The sequence below is a fragment of the Neisseria sp. DTU_2021_1001991_1_SI_NGA_ILE_055 genome, assembly GCF_032342915.1.
Lineage (GTDB): Bacteria > Pseudomonadota > Gammaproteobacteria > Burkholderiales > Neisseriaceae > Neisseria.
Genome location: NZ_CP135440.1, coordinates 531,525 through 545,630 on the forward strand (window position 1 = coordinate 531,525; position 14,106 = coordinate 545,630).

General features: G+C 49.8%; 14 protein-coding genes. 8 read left to right on the top strand and 6 right to left on the bottom strand.

Features of this window, described 5'->3' with window-relative positions:
- Positions 1–61: 61 nt before the first annotated feature.
- The gene (gene dsbD, locus RRV97_RS02535) at positions 62–1,867 is read right to left on the bottom strand and encodes a protein-disulfide reductase DsbD (protein WP_315611869.1); all 1,806 of its coding nucleotides are present in this window, start codon (positions 1,865–1,867) and stop codon (positions 62–64) included.
- 217 nt (positions 1,868–2,084) lie between these two features.
- A complete protein-coding gene (gene folE2 / locus RRV97_RS02540) occupies positions 2,085–2,858 on the bottom strand; it encodes a GTP cyclohydrolase FolE2 (protein ID WP_188213220.1) in 774 nt (257 codons plus the stop codon).
- Between the two features lie 177 nt (positions 2,859–3,035).
- On the opposite strand from folE2, the gene RRV97_RS02545 reads away from it, so the two are divergent.
- From RRV97_RS02545 to RRV97_RS02565, 5 genes are all read left to right on the top strand, one after another.
- A complete protein-coding gene (locus RRV97_RS02545; protein ID WP_314597686.1) occupies positions 3,036–4,193 on the top strand; it encodes a PLP-dependent aspartate aminotransferase family protein in 1,158 nt (385 codons plus the stop codon).
- Between the two features lie 66 nt (positions 4,194–4,259).
- Positions 4,260–5,129, top strand: a complete 870-nt coding sequence (locus RRV97_RS02550) for a hypothetical protein (RefSeq protein ID WP_315611870.1) — start codon at positions 4,260–4,262, stop codon at positions 5,127–5,129.
- A gap of 33 nt (positions 5,130–5,162) precedes the next feature.
- Positions 5,163–5,618, top strand: coding sequence for an META domain-containing protein (locus tag RRV97_RS02555; RefSeq protein WP_315611871.1), 456 nt, complete (start codon positions 5,163–5,165; stop codon positions 5,616–5,618).
- A gap of 98 nt (positions 5,619–5,716) precedes the next feature.
- Positions 5,717–6,496 carry a ferredoxin--NADP reductase gene (locus RRV97_RS02560; protein WP_070608885.1) on the top strand — a complete coding sequence of 260 codons (780 nt, stop codon included), beginning with the start codon at positions 5,717–5,719 and terminating at the stop codon, positions 6,494–6,496.
- 77 nt (positions 6,497–6,573) lie between these two features.
- Positions 6,574–7,584 (top strand): adenosine deaminase, encoded by a 1,011-nt coding sequence (locus tag RRV97_RS02565; RefSeq protein ID WP_315611872.1) that lies wholly within the window; start codon positions 6,574–6,576, stop codon positions 7,582–7,584.
- A 46-nt stretch (positions 7,585–7,630) separates the two neighbouring features.
- On the opposite strand, the gene bioB is transcribed toward RRV97_RS02565, so the two are convergent.
- Positions 7,631–8,683 carry a biotin synthase BioB gene (bioB, locus tag RRV97_RS02570; protein WP_003746495.1) on the bottom strand — a complete coding sequence of 351 codons (1,053 nt, stop codon included), beginning with the start codon at positions 8,681–8,683 and terminating at the stop codon, positions 7,631–7,633.
- 217 nt (positions 8,684–8,900) lie between these two features.
- On the opposite strand from bioB, the gene miaA reads away from it, so the two are divergent.
- Genes miaA through hpnC form a run of 3 tightly spaced genes read left to right on the top strand, consistent with a single transcriptional unit; the run spans position 8,901 to position 11,437 of the window.
- Complete coding sequence (miaA, locus tag RRV97_RS02575; RefSeq protein ID WP_315611873.1) at positions 8,901–9,842, top strand: tRNA (adenosine(37)-N6)-dimethylallyltransferase MiaA; 942 nt, start codon at positions 8,901–8,903, stop codon at positions 9,840–9,842.
- A gap of 3 nt (positions 9,843–9,845) precedes the next feature.
- Positions 9,846–10,568, top strand: coding sequence for a tRNA adenosine(34) deaminase TadA (gene tadA, locus RRV97_RS02580; RefSeq protein WP_315611874.1), 723 nt, complete (start codon positions 9,846–9,848; stop codon positions 10,566–10,568).
- Between the two features lie 53 nt (positions 10,569–10,621).
- A complete protein-coding gene (hpnC, locus tag RRV97_RS02585; RefSeq protein WP_315611875.1) occupies positions 10,622–11,437 on the top strand; it encodes a squalene synthase HpnC in 816 nt (271 codons plus the stop codon).
- Positions 11,438–11,485: 48 nt separating this feature from the next.
- Here hpnC and htpX read toward each other — a convergent pair whose 3' ends face one another.
- The 3 genes from htpX to RRV97_RS02600 all read right to left on the bottom strand — a co-directional run bounded on the left by htpX (position 11,486) and on the right by RRV97_RS02600 (position 14,086).
- Positions 11,486–12,325: a protease HtpX gene (gene htpX, locus RRV97_RS02590; protein WP_070849897.1), complete on the bottom strand. Its 840-nt coding sequence runs from the start codon at positions 12,323–12,325 to the stop codon at positions 11,486–11,488.
- 189 nt (positions 12,326–12,514) lie between these two features.
- Complete coding sequence (hemF, locus tag RRV97_RS02595) at positions 12,515–13,423, bottom strand: oxygen-dependent coproporphyrinogen oxidase (protein ID WP_315611876.1); 909 nt, start codon at positions 13,421–13,423, stop codon at positions 12,515–12,517.
- A gap of 129 nt (positions 13,424–13,552) precedes the next feature.
- Entirely contained in the window at positions 13,553–14,086 is a 534-nt protein-coding gene (locus RRV97_RS02600) for a C40 family peptidase (protein WP_315611877.1), read from the bottom strand.
- Between the last annotated feature and the right edge of the window lie 20 nt (positions 14,087–14,106).

The window sequence follows — 14,106 nt, forward strand, 5'->3', positions numbered from 1 at the left end:
TTTTTGAACATATGAAAAGGCCGTCTGAAAATCTGTTTTCAGACGGCCTTTTTATAGACGGCTATTTCTCGTTTTGGCGATACCATTCGATGAAGGCATCGGGTTTGACAAAGCCTAATAAGGCTTCGCTATGACTGCCGTCGGCGCGGACAACAAACACGCCCGGAGGGCCGAAGAGGCCGTATTCTTTCAGTAAGGCCTGATGGTCGGGAGTGTTGGCGGTTACGTCGATTTGGAAGAAGCGCTGCATATCGACCTCTTCGTGTACCTGCGGCTGGTTGAGCGTGTAGGCGGCCATTTCTTTGCAGGATACGCACCAGTCGGCATAGAAATCAATCAGCACGGGTTTGCTTGGATCAGCTTTCAAGGCGGCATCCATAGCGGCTTTGAGTTCGCCGACATCGGTAAACATCTTGCCGTGGTCGGTTTCTTGTCCGGCTTCGGATGGCGGAACCAGCGTTAAGAAGTGGTGCAGGGCGGTGGTTTGTTTATTGAAGCTTTGCCAGCCAAACCATGAGCCGCCAATCAGCAGTAAAAAACCCAATACGGCGGCAACCGTTTTCAGACGGCCTTTTTGTTTGCCGGATTTCGCCAAAAGCATCAGGGCTGGAACAATCATCAGCAAGGTGTAGAGGCCGACTACTGCGAAATAGGGCAGATGCGGCGTGGCGAGATATACGGCAACGGCCAGCAAAATGAAGCCGAACGCGTATTTGATGCCGTTCATCCAGTCGCCTGCTTTAGGCAGGATATGGCCACCGAATGTGCCGATGATAATGAGCGGTACGCCGGTGCCGAGTGCCAAAACATAAAGCGCGAGGCCGCCCAACACGGCATCGCCGGTCTGGCCGATATAGCCCAAAGCAAACGCCAGCGGAGGCGCAACGCACGGGCCGACAATCAGGGCGGACAAAATACCCATGATAAAGACGGAAACGATTTTACCGCCGGAGAGTTTGCTGCTTTGATTTTGGAAATAGGATTGGACAGAGTTGGGCAGCTGGATATTGAAGAAGCCGAACATCGACAGCGCCAATACCACCATCAACGCGGCGGCGGCCAGTACGACCCAAGGCTGTTGCAGCCATACGGTCAACAGCGCGCCGGTCAAACCGGCAATCACGCCGACCAAGGTGTAGGTCAATGCCAAACCTTGTACATAAACCATAGACAAGGTAAACGCGCGGCCTTTGCCGGCTTTTTTATCGCCCACGACAATGCTGGAAACAATTGGCAGAAGCGGATACATACAGGCGGTAAAGCTTAAGCCCAAACCTGCGACAAAAAACGCCAACAGGTTGGCGTTTAAAGTATCCCAAGAGAGCTTGAAGCGGCTGCTGTCGGGATTGTTTGCACCGGGCTGCGTGGGCATTGGGCCGTCTGAAGAGGCGGACGGTTGCAAAAAGCGGTCTTTGGCAGAAACCGGCTCATCGCTTTGCGGCTGGTAAACCCCGTTGCCTTTTACGTCAAACTCAGTATCCACCGGCGGATAACACACACCGGCTTCGGCGCAGCCTTGATAAGTCAGCGTCAGTTTGTATTGCGGCGCGGCTTGTTTGTAAGGCAGGTCAACCTGTGCGGTATGGTGGTAAACCATTTGTTTGCCGAAGAATTCGTCTTCTTTTTCTTCGCCTTTGCTGAATTTGGGTTCACCCAAGACTTTGTCCGGATCGGTCGCCGCAACGATTTTGGACTGGTACATATAGTAGCCGTCAGCGATTTTGAACTGCACGCTGACGCCTTGATCAGTTACATTGACTTGAGGCACAAAGGCTTGCTCGGGAGGCAGCAAATCATTGGCATCTACTGCGAATGCGAAGCTGCTCAAGCCTAAAAATGCAATGAGGAAATAAAGGAATTTTTTCATAATATCCACGGATATGCCGTTGAGAAACCGTCATTATAAATGATGGGAAAACAATCGGCTTAATTTAAGTTAAAGATTACGCAAGTTGTCTAATTCTTTTGAATTATATCGGATTACAGTTAACCGTACATGAGCGATAGTCTCATGTTATCGTTCAATTTATGCCAAAGGCCGTCTGAAAATTTTCAGACGGCCTTTGTTGCTATTCGGCTTAACTTTAAGGATAAGCGATATAAGCGTAAGCGGAATGGTTGTGTATCGATTCGAAGTTTTCGCTTTCGACGACGAATGATTCGATGCGTTTGTCGGCTATTAAAACCGTGGCCACATCACGAACCATGTCTTCGACAAACTTCGGATTTTCGTATGCTTTTTCCGTTACATACTTTTCGTCAGGGCGTTTGAGCAAGCCGTAGAGCTGGCAGCTTGCCTGTGCTTCAACGTAATCGATGATTTCTTCAATGCCTACATCCGCATTCGCAATCAAACTGACCGTCACATGCGAACGTTGGTTGTGTGCGCCGTATTGGGAAATTTCTTTGGAGCACGGACACAAGGAAGTAACCGGAACCATCACTTTCAGATTGTGGCTGTATGTACCGTTTTTGATTTCGCCGGTCAGGGTAACATCATAGTCAAGCAGCGATTGGATGCCGGAGACAGGCGCGCTTTTCTTGCGGAAAAACGGGAAGGAAACGCTGATTTTGCCGGAATGCGAATCCAGCAGGGCAACCATGTCGGCAGTCAGCTTGTGCAGCGTATCGAAATCCAAAGCATCGGTTTGTTTTTCCATCAGGGCGACAAAGCGCGACATATGCGTGCCTTTTTGGTCGGCAGGCAGGAAAACCGTCATGGTCAGGCGGGCGACGGTGGATTGTTCGCCTTCTTTGCTTTTGAGGGAAATCGGAAAGCGCAGGTCTTTGATGCCGACCTGATTAATCGGCAGGTTGCGTAAATCGCGGCTGGATTGCACGTCTGCAATGGCGTTCATGCGTGGTATGTCCTTCATGATAGGATTGTTGAGATGCGTGTAGGGGAATGGGCTCGTGTCGGCCGATTTGCAAATGCGAGATTATATCACTTGCTTTATCCGCCTGCATTGATTGTTTCTATTTTTCAGATAGTGATAAAATCTTCGATTATTCACATCTACATAGGCAGAGACCAAATGAAATTCGCCACGAAAGCCATCCATTCCAGCTACGATTGCGACGAACACAACCGCGCGCTGATGCCGCCGATTTATCAAAACAGTATGTTCGCGCTGCACGAAATCGGCGAGCAGGTTCCTTACCGCTATTCGCGTCTGAGTAACCCGACCCGCCAGGTCTTGGAAGATACCCTTGCTGATTTGGAGCACGGTGCGGCTGGTTTTGCGTTTTCCAGCGGTATGGCGGGGATTGATGCCGTGTGGCGCACATTCTTGCAACCTGGCGATACCCTTGTTGCTGTCGCCGATATTTACGGCGGCGCTTATGATTTATTGGTCGATGTTTATCAAAAATGGGGGGTGAACGTTGTTTTTGCCGATTTGGGCAATCCCGACAATTTGGACGAGCTGCTCAAAGCGCACAATGTCAAACTGGTGTGGCTGGAAACGCCGTCCAACCCGCTTTTGCGTTTGGTGGATGTCAAAGCCCTTGCCGCGAAAGCCAAAGCGGCCGGTGCGCTGGTCGGCATCGACAACACCTTCGCCACGCCGTATCTGCAACAGCCGCTGGATATGGGATGCGATTTTGTGTTCCATTCCGCTACCAAATATTTGTGCGGCCATTCCGACGTATTGATGGGCATCGTTGTGGCCAAAACCAAAGAGCTGGCTCAGCCTTTGCACGATATGATGGTGCATACCGGCGCGATTGCAGGGCCGATGGACTGCTGGCTGGTGTTGCGCGGTATTAAAACGCTGGCTCTGCGTATGAACGCCCATTGCCAAAACGCACTCGAAATCGCGCGCCGTTTGGAAGCCCATCCTGCCATTGAAAAAGTGTTCTATCCCGGCCTGCCGTCGCACGAACATTACGAACTTGCCAAAGCACAAATGCCCAAAGGCATCGGCGGCGTGGTTACGGTTTATCTCAAAAACGACACGCGTGAAGCGGCCAATAGCGTGATTAAAAACATGAAACTGGTCAAAATGGCTTCCAGCCTCGGCGGCGTGGAAAGTCTGGTCAACCATTGCTATTCCCAATCCCACAGCGGCGTGCCGCATGATGTGAAAATGGAAATGGGCATCAAAGTCGGCCTGCTGCGTTTCTCTGTCGGTATCGAAGATGTAGACGATATTTGGAACGATATTTCCAAAGCATTGGATACGACTTTGTAAATAAGGCTTAAAGGCCGTCTGAAGGTGGATAGTTTTTCAGACGGCCTTTAAATTATGGTGATTAAGATGAATATCCCTGAAAAATTTATTCGTCCATTCCCCTCTCCGGAAGAAGTTTTTTCTGAAGAGATAGAGCGTCATGCGAAACATTTTTTACCCATTTGTTCGCTTAATCTTCAATTTATACGTCCTGACAGTGAAGAGTTCTGGATACATTTCATCCAGCCTGCGGAAATTCATTCGGGTTGCGTAGGTGAGCATACATCGGCATTTCATGACCGCTATAATTTTGAGGACAGTATTTGTTTTGATGTCGATGAGGACGGTAAATATCGATTTAATGGCGATTGGCGTTTTTTTATTTTGGAAAATAAGGAAGTGCCGTCTGAAATTAAAACCAAAATAATGGAACAGGCGCAAAGGATTGCGGAAAAACAGGGTATGAGTTTTGATCAGGCAGCTTGGTATAAAACGCCGCATATTTATCGGCAGGATACGCAGGAAGAATTAGAAAACGTATATAGAATCAATCATCTTTGTTTTAATGCCATCAAGAATTTGTATCTGAAATATGGAAAATTCCTTCAGGGATATGTACCTATTGAGCTGGACAGCAAATATACTTTGGAAGAATTGGTTGCATTGAAGGAAGCCGCAGATTCACAATGTCAGGGTGACGGGTTGGATAGAGATTTGATTGAGGATGCCGGCGGATTATCAGAGGGTATGTTGGAAGAAGGTTTCAACCATATTGATGAAATGTTCCAAGAAGAGTACGGTAATTTAGTGGATACACCCAAACGAGATGATGGAAAAGTTTTTCCTTATATTGGCTATTTGAGCGGATATAAATTTCAGGAATATGGTTGCGATGAGTTGTACCTATTTTTTGATGCAGACAGTAAAAAAGCCGTTGTCCGTTTAGTGTACAGTTAGACGATAAAGAAGATTTCTAAAAAAGGATGAATCATGAAAACCCTTATTTCAGCAATGATTGGTGCATTTGTATTGGCTGCTTGTTCTACGCCTACCGATAAGCCTTTATCAAGTCAGCCACATATTTCTTCTGCCAAATCATCTGAATCACAGCAAATGAAAATGCCTACTTTAGCCGCCAGATGGCGTGTTGTTGCTTTCAATAAACTCACCGAAAAAGAGTTGGCGGATAAAAACGCTTATTTAGATTTCAGCGAAATGCCTAAGGCTCATGGCAATATGGGCTGCAATGGTATGATGTTCCAAGCGAATGTAATCGGTGCGGATAAAATTGATTTTGGCCCTATTGCGGCAACCAGAATGCTGTGTGAAGACATGAAGCTGGAAAATGCGTTTTTGCGCAAACAAAGCGTATGGAATTATCGTTTTGACGGTAATGATTTGATTTTAGAACAAAAAGGTATCAGTATCCGTTTGCGCCGTGAATAATCTTAAAGGCCGTCTGAAAATAAATATTTCAGACGGCCTTTTGAATCTTTATAATAAGCCCTATTTGAAACTGATACCGAATATCAAGGAAACCTATTATGGCAGCTTCACCAGAAGCCAAGTTTACCGAAGAAAAAGTCTTGTGGATCAAACACCATACGCCTAAGCTGATGACTTTTGCCATCAGCCGCCCTGAGTCCTACCGTTTTTCGGCAGGACAGTTTTCGCGTCTTGGTTTCCGTGACGGCGAGGGCTTTATTTGGCGCGCGTATTCTGTCGTGTCTGCCGAATACGCCGATACGCTTGAGTATTTTGCGGTGTTAATCGAAGGCGGCCCGATGTCGGCGCGTTTTGCCGCGATGAAAGAGGGCGACACCATTTTGCTGGATAAAACGGCTACCGGTTTCCTCTTACCCGAGCGTTTCCCCGACGGCAAAGATTTGGTTATGCTCTGCACGGGTTCCGGCATTGCGCCTTTCCTCTCCATTATCGAGCAGCCTGAAATCTGGCAGCGTTTCGACCGTTTGGTTTTGGCGCATTCCGTCTCTTACGCCGACGAGTTGATTTTCAACCAACGGCTTGCCGATTTGAAAGAGCATCCGCTGATTGAAGAATATTTCCATAAATTCACTTTTGTTCCGGTTACCACGCGCGAAGAAACGGAAGGCGCATTGAGTGGCAAACGGATTCCCGAATTGCTGAAGAATGGCGGCTTGGAAGAAAAAGTCGGCTTCAAGTTTACCAAAGCCGATACGCGCTTTATGGTTTGCGGCAATCCGGCAATGGTTAAAGACACTTTCCAAGCCCTGATGGATTTGGGCTACGCTATGCACCGCAACCGCATCCCCGGCGAAATCATGATGGAAAATGGTTTTTAACAGATAAATGGTCAAAGGCCGTCTGAAACTTTCAGACGGCCTTCAATATTAAATATAAACCGAAAAACAGAGAAAATATGAATATCAAACAACTTATCCAAGCCTTGCCCAAAGCCGAGCTGCACGTCCATATCGAAGGGACGTTCGAGCCGGAATTGATGTTTGAAATCGCCAAGCGCAACCACATAGCGATTCCTTATGAAAATGTCGAAGCGGTACGGCAGGCTTATGATTTTCACAATTTGCAGTCGTTTTTGGATATTTATTATGCCGGTGCCGGCGTATTGTTGCACGAGGCGGATTTTTACGATTTGACCCGCGCGTATCTTGAGCGTTGCCATGAAGACAATGTCGTGCATACGGAAATATTTTTCGATCCGCAAACCCATACTGCGCGGGGTGTAGCGTTTGAAACCGTGATTAACGGCATTGTCCGCGCCTGCCGTGAAGCCGGGCAGCAATGGGGAATAAGCACGCGTTTGATTATGTGTTTCCTGCGTCATTTGTCGGAAGAAAGCGCATTTGAAACCTTAAATCAGGCTTTGCCTTATAAAGAACACATCATCGGCGTAGGCTTGGATTCGAGCGAATTGGGGCATCCGCCGTCCAAGTTTGAACGCGTGTTTGCGCAGGCGCGGGCGGAGGGTTTGTTGACGGTGGCGCATGCCGGAGAAGAAGGCCCGCCGGAATATGTTTACGAGGCTTTGGACTTGCTGCATGTCCGCCGTATCGATCATGGCGTACGGGCGGAAGAAGACGAGGCGTTGATGGCGCGTTTGATTGCAGAGCAAATGCCGTTGACCGTTTGCCCGTTGAGCAATTTGAAATTAAAAGTATTTTCGGAGATGACAAAACACAATTTGCGCCGTATGTTGCAACGCGGCGTGTTGGTAACTGTCAATTCCGATGATCCAGCGTATTTCGGCGGCTATATGAACCGTAATTTTGAAGCGCTTGCCGAGGCTTTGGATTTGAGTGCGGAAGAAATCAAAACCTTGTGCGCCAATTCGTTCCGCGCTTCGTTTTTGAGCGAGGCGGAAAAGGAAGAATGGATACGGAAGATTGAAGGTTTTGATGTTGAATCATGATAAAAGGCCGTCTGAAAAAGTTTCAGACGGCCTTTTATGATGGCGGTTAATAGTCAACTTTGATTTTGGGCGTTTCCTGCGCGGCTTTGTATTCTTCTTCCAATTCAAAGCGCAGCGGATACAAATTCAATTTTTCCATCAGCAGGCGGTCGCCGTCTTCGTCCGGATTGCCCGTAGTCAGCAGTTTGTCGCCGTAGAAAATCGAGTTTGCACCAGCCATGAAACACATGGCCTGCATGGATTCCGGCATATTACTGCGGCCTGCGGATAGGCGGACGTAACTGTGCGGCATGGTAATACGCGCGACGGCGATGGTACGGACAAATTCCGTCCAGTCCAAATCTTCGGCATCGGCCAGCGGCGTGCCTTCCACTTTGACCAACTGGTTGATCGGTACGCTTTCGGGCTGCGGGTCGAGGTTGGCAAGACTGGCAATCAGGCCTGCGCGTTCGGCGCGGGTTTCGTTCATGCCGACGATGCCGCCGCAGCAGACTTTCAAACCGGCATTGCGGACTTTGCCCAAAGTATCCATGCGGTCTTCATGTTTGCGGGTGTGGATGATGTCGTTGTAGCGTTCGGGGTCGGTGTCGAGGTTGTGGTTGTAGTAGTCCAAACCGGCTTTTTTGAAGTCTTCCGCCATGCCGTCTTCGAGCATGCCGAAGGTGCCGCACACTTCCATGCCCAAGCTTTTCACCGCGCTGATGATTTCGGAAACGACAGCCACGTCTTTAGGTTTGGGGCCGCGCCATGCCGCGCCCATGCAGAAACGGCTGGCGCCGCGCGATTGGGCAATTTTGGCTTTTTCGACGATTTCGTCCACGTCCATCATCTGCTCTTTGCCCAGATTGGTGTTGTGGTGTGCCGATTGCGGGCAGTAGGCGCAGTCTTCGGGGCAGCCGCCGGTTTTGATGGAGAGCAGGGTGGAAAGTTGGATTTCGCGCGGATTGAAGTTTTGGCGGTGGATTTCGGCGGCTTGGAAAACGAGGTCGAGAAAAGGTAGTCCGAATAAAGCCTCGACATCGCATTTTTTCCAATAACGCGCAGTCGGATGCGGCTTGCGCTCGGTTTGACGGCGCAAGGCTACGGGAGATACGGTCATAGTGTGTTCTTTCGTGTTTACAGCGGCGCAGTGTCGCTGACGGCTTGACTGCCGGCGCAATGACGGCAGCAGCAGGTTTGAAATCAATATAAAAGGCCGTCTGAAACGGCGCAGCAAGTGTAACGCTTTTGATAATGTAGGGCAAATGTTTCAGACGGCCTGAAATATGGTCTGCCCGGGTTTGCTATAATCGCATTTTTAATTTTTCCGTTTTCTTATGAACGCGCCCAAAGCCTTCGCCGTACTCGGCCCGACAGCCGGCGGTAAAACCGCGCTGGCCTTAAATATTGCCCAATCGTTGCCGGTGGAAATCATCAGTTTGGATTCCGCGCTGGTGTATCGAGGCATGGACATTGGTACGGCCAAGCCGACTGCCGAAGAGCTTGCCGCCGTGCCGCATCATTTGATTGATATTATCTCGCCGCTGGAAAGTTACAGCGCGGCGGATTTTGTCGGCGACTGCGTGCGCTTGGTGAACGAAATACATGCGCGCGGACGCTATCCGCTGATTGTCGGCGGCACGATGATGTATTTCCACGCGCTGACGGAAGGTTTGAACGATTTACCCAGCGCGGATGCGGCGGTACGCGCACAGCTTCAGGCGGAAAAGAACGAACACGGTCTGGCAGGACTGTATCGCCGTTTGCAGGAAGTTGACCCGATTACGGCAGACCGTCTGAAAGCCAATGACAGCCAGCGTATTGAGCGCGCTTTGGAAGTCTATCTTCTGACCGGCAAGCCTTTGAGCGAACATTTTACAGAGCAGAAGCAGGCTGTGCCTTTATTGGATTTATGTACGGTCGCCCTGATTCCCGAAGACCGTCATTTGTTACACCACCAAATCGAAAAACGCTTTTTAAATATGTTGGAACACGGTTTCCTCGATGAAATGCACGCTTTACGCCGCGATTATCCGCAGATGCATGCCGATATGCCGTCTATGCGCTGCGTGGGCTACCGTCAGGCTTGGGATTATCTCGAGGGCGAAACCGATTATGAAACCTTTGTCGAAAAAGGCATTGTCTCCACACGCCAGCTTGCCAAACGCCAGTTGACCTGGTTGCGGAAAATTCCTTTGGCGCACACGCTAGACCCTTACGCAGACAGCGATTATGTTCAGACGGCCTTAGCCTTGGCGCGACGGCATTTTCAGGAATAATCCATGCTGACCACGCCACCACTTGCGCCTAAAACATTGGCTGCGCTAAAAGAATTGGGTATTTACACACTGGAAGATTTGCAAAAAATCGGCGCAGTCCGCGCGTTTCTATTGCTGAAAGCATCGGGTTTGACCGTAACCAAAAGCACCTTGTGGCAACTGGATGCGTTGGTTTCAGGTGTGGATGTCCGGCATATTTCCGAGGAGAGAAAGACGGAGCTGGGCGAAGCATTGAAAAACCATCTGCCTGTTGCCGTTTTCCCTTCTCAAAACGATATGGAAGCCTTTATGCGGCTGGCGATAGAACAGGCCAGACAATCGGCAGTATTGGGCGAAGTACCCGTTGGCGCGGTCATCGTATATCAAGGCGAGGCAATCGCAGCGGCACACAATACCTGCATTGGCGACCACAATGTCAGTCACCACGCCGAAATCAACGCGCTTGCCGCCGCAGGAAAAGCTTTACAAAACTACCGTTTGGAAAATTGCGACGTGTACATCACCTTAGAACCTTGCACCATGTGCGCCTCTGCCTTGATACAGGCACGGGTCGGGCGCGTGATTTATGGTGCGGCCGAACCCAAAACCGGTGCGGCAGGCAGCGTGGTCGATTTGTTTGCCGACAAACGTCTGAACAAGCATACTGCAATTTTCGGCGGCATATTGGCGGATGAATGCCAAAGCGTATTGCAGGATTTCTTTGCGGCCAAACGGAAGGCTGTCTGAATTTCAGACGGCCTGTCGGCAAAAATACTTTATTTTAAATTTTCGGATTTCCCATGTCAGTCAATCATTACGAAAATTTCCCAGTCGGATCCATTGTGCTGCCGCGCCGTTTGCGTAAGCCGGTTCACGCCGTTTACGCTTTTGCACGGACGGCGGACGATATTGCCGACGAAGGCAATGCCGAAGCAGCCGAACGCCTGCGCCAACTGGACGAACTGAAATCAGAGTTAGACCGCATTGCACAAGGCGGGAAACCGCAAACGGCTTTGATGCAGCGTTTGTACAACGAAGCGATTGTGCCGTTTCAATTGCCGTTGCAGCCGTTTTATGATTTGCTGGCGGCGTTCAGTCAGGATGTGGTCAAAACCCGTTATGAAAACTTTGGCGAATTGATTGCCTATTGCCGTTTGTCCGCTAATCCGGTGGGGCGCATTATGCTGTATTTGTACGGGCAAACCGATGAAGTGAGCATGGCGCAAAGCGACGGCATTTGCACTGCCTTGCAGCTGATTAATTTCTGGCAGGACGTGGCGGTAGATTGGCAAAAAGGACGCGTGTATATCCCTCAGGAAGATTTGCAGAAGTTCAAAGTCAGCGAAGGGCAGATTGCGGCCGGCAAAGCCGACTTTGCTTTTCAACGATTGATGGCGCATGAGTGCCAACGTGCTTTTCAAATGCTGAAGGCCGGCTCGCCGTTGGGCAAAACCCTCAAAGGACGAATCGGTTTTGAGCTGCGCATGATTATTGTCGGCGGCCAGTTGATTTTGCAGAAGCTGGACGGTTGCAAATATGATGTGTTTAACCAGCGGCCGTTGTTGGATAAGAAAGACTGGATGATTATCATCAAACGGGCTTTGCTGAAGAAATAAAAAAAGGCCGTCTGAACTTGATGTTTCAGACGGCCTTGATGTTTTCGATTAGCGGTTTTTCAAACGGCTGATGCGGTTGTCCAAAGAAGGATGGGTACTGAACCAAGAGTCTTTGGCATCGCTGGCAATGCCCATTGCCGTCATGGTTTGCGGCAAATCGCTGGGGTTGCCTTTCAAGCGTTGCAGGGCGGCAATCATTTTCGGCGCACCCACCAATTTTGCAGCGCCCGCATCGGCGCGGTATTCGCGTTGGCGGCTGAACCACATCACGATGATGCTGGCGAGGAAGCCGAATACAACCTGCAAGACCATGCTGACCATGAAATATGTGCTTTGAGAAGTGCTGCCGTCATTGTTGCGCGCCACCATGCTGGAAACGATACGCGCCAAGAAGACGACAAAAGTATTCACAATACCTTGAATCAGCGTCAGCGTTACCATATCGCCGTTGCCGACGTGTGCCATTTCATGCGCCAAAACGGCCTCGACTTCATCGCGGGTCATGTGGTCGAGCAGGCCGGTGCTGACAGCGACGAGCGAGCTGTTTTTGGTGGCGCCGGTTGCGAAGGCGTTAGGCTCGGGCGAGTTGTAAATGGCGACTTCCGGCGTTTTCAGATTCCATTGGCGGGCTTGCGCTTCAACGGTTGCCAACAGCCAAGCTTCTTCTTCGCTTTGGGGCTGGTCGATGACGACGGCGCCAACCGAATGTTTGGCGATGGTTTTCGACATCAGCAGGGAGACAATCGAGCCGCTGAAGCCGACGACTGCGGAATACGCCAACAGACTGCCGACTTGGTCGGTACTGTTGATGCCCAAGATGGCCAAAACAACACGGATGACAACCAAAACGGCGATATTGGTTGCGATAAACAAGAAAATGCGTTTCACCGATTATTCCTTTTTAGTGTGGTTTGTGAGGTGATTTTTATATGGGCGCATTGTCTCAAAAACTCTATAGAGATGAAACAGCATGATAGGCAAAGGTATGCAAATTCAAAGCAATTGAAGCAAAGGCCGTCTGAAAAGGCAGTCTCAACCAGTGAGAATCGCTTTTCAGAAGGCCTTTGATAGGTAAAACTATCTGCCGGCTTCTTCCAGCCAGTTGCGCGGTATGAGGAATTGATTGAGGCGTGCTTCGGGCGAACCTTCTTCCGGCGCATATTGATACTCGAAGCGTACCAAAGGCGGCATGGACATCAAAATGCTTTCCGTGCGTCCGCCGCTTTGCAGGCCGAACAGCGTGCCTCTGTCCCAAACCAAGTTAAATTCGACATAGCGTCCGCGGCGGTAGAGTTGGAAATCGCGTTCACGTTCCCCATAAGGCGTGTTTTTGCGTTTGGCCACAATCGGCAGATACGCTGTGATATAGCCTTCTCCGACCGCCTTGATAAAATTCAGGCAGGTATCGAAATCCCAGCGGTTTAAATCGTCAAAAAATAGGCCACCCACGCCGCGTGTTTCGTTACGGTGTTTCAAGTAGAAATATTCGTCACACCATTGTTTGAATTCAAGATAAACCGATTCGCCAAATGGCGCGCATACGTCTCGCGCTACGGTGTGCCAATGCACAATATCTTCTTCAAACGGATAAAACGGCGTCAAATCAAAGCCGCCGCCAAACCACCACACAGGCTCGCCGCCTTCCGGATACGCGATAAAAAAGCGTACATTGGCATGGCTGGTCGGGACATAAGGATTTTTCGGATGAATGACCAGCGACACGCCCATAGCTTCAAATGCCGCCCCCGCCAGTTCAGGACGGTGCGCCGTCGCTGAAGCAGGCATTTTGCTGCCTTTCACATGCGAAAAATTCACGCCCGCCTGCTCGAATACCGCGCCGTTTTTTAATACGCGTGTTTCACCGATGCCCAGTTTCCCTGTCCATGCTTCATGCACAAATTTAGCTTCGCCATCTTCTTGCTCCAGAGCGGCGCAGATTTGGTTTTGCAGGGTTTTGAGGAGGTTTAGAACGGATTCTGTGTGCATGATATATCCTTGATGGTGTTTTGTTATGGGTAAATTTTTGCACAGGCCTATCTTGTAACCAAGCTTCATTCATCAGCAATAGGTTGAAAGGTATCGATGATGTTGCGATACCTTTCAGACGGCCTTGATTTATTCAGTAAAAAAGGTATGTGCGCCCAAATAGTTTTTGGCGTAAAACGGGGTGGAAAGTTTTTCGGTTTTGATGGTTTTGCCGCTGCTGGGGGCGTGGATGAATTCGCCGTTGCCGATGTAGAGGCCGACATGGGAATACTTGTGTGCGCCGCCGGTGTTGAAAAAGACCAGATCGCCGGCTTTTAATTTGTCATCGGAAATTTTACGGCTGGCGGCGGCCATATCGCGCGCGGTGCGTGGCAGGTTGACGTTGAGGGCGTTTTTATAGACGAATTGGATCATGCCGCTGCAGTCAAAGCCTGTGGCTGTGGTACTGCCACCCCATTTGTAGGGCGTGCCGATCAGACCCATGCTGTGAAGCATCAATTCCTGCGAACCTTGTGTGCGGTCGATATGGGAAATGCGGACAGGTTGGACTTTTCTGGCGGTTGTTTGCGGCTTGTGGGTTTTGTGTTTGCCGGTAGTGCCGCAAGAGGCCAACAATAGGCCGGCGGTACAAACAAATAGGGTATTGCAGATGAGTCGAGACATGATGAATTCCTCCGGCCGCA

Coding starts and splice junctions, on each gene's coding strand:
- RRV97_RS02545 (WP_314597686.1), top strand. CDS start 3,036: ATGAAATTCGCCACGAAAGCCATCCATTCCAGCTACGATTGCGACGAA.
- miaA (WP_315611873.1), top strand. CDS start 8,901: ATGAACGCGCCCAAAGCCTTCGCCGTACTCGGCCCGACAGCCGGCGGT.
- dsbD (WP_315611869.1), bottom strand. CDS start 1,867: ATGAAAAAATTCCTTTATTTCCTCATTGCATTTTTAGGCTTGAGCAGC.
- bioB (WP_003746495.1), bottom strand. CDS start 8,683: ATGACCGTATCTCCCGTAGCCTTGCGCCGTCAAACCGAGCGCAAGCCG.
- RRV97_RS02600 (WP_315611877.1), bottom strand. CDS start 14,086: ATGTCTCGACTCATCTGCAATACCCTATTTGTTTGTACCGCCGGCCTA.
- tadA (WP_315611874.1), top strand. CDS start 9,846: ATGCTGACCACGCCACCACTTGCGCCTAAAACATTGGCTGCGCTAAAA.
- RRV97_RS02560 (WP_070608885.1), top strand. CDS start 5,717: ATGGCAGCTTCACCAGAAGCCAAGTTTACCGAAGAAAAAGTCTTGTGG.
- folE2 (WP_188213220.1), bottom strand. CDS start 2,858: ATGAACGCCATTGCAGACGTGCAATCCAGCCGCGATTTACGCAACCTG.
- hemF (WP_315611876.1), bottom strand. CDS start 13,423: ATGCACACAGAATCCGTTCTAAACCTCCTCAAAACCCTGCAAAACCAA.
- RRV97_RS02550 (WP_315611870.1), top strand. CDS start 4,260: ATGAATATCCCTGAAAAATTTATTCGTCCATTCCCCTCTCCGGAAGAA.
- RRV97_RS02555 (WP_315611871.1), top strand. CDS start 5,163: ATGAAAACCCTTATTTCAGCAATGATTGGTGCATTTGTATTGGCTGCT.
- RRV97_RS02565 (WP_315611872.1), top strand. CDS start 6,574: ATGAATATCAAACAACTTATCCAAGCCTTGCCCAAAGCCGAGCTGCAC.
- hpnC (WP_315611875.1), top strand. CDS start 10,622: ATGTCAGTCAATCATTACGAAAATTTCCCAGTCGGATCCATTGTGCTG.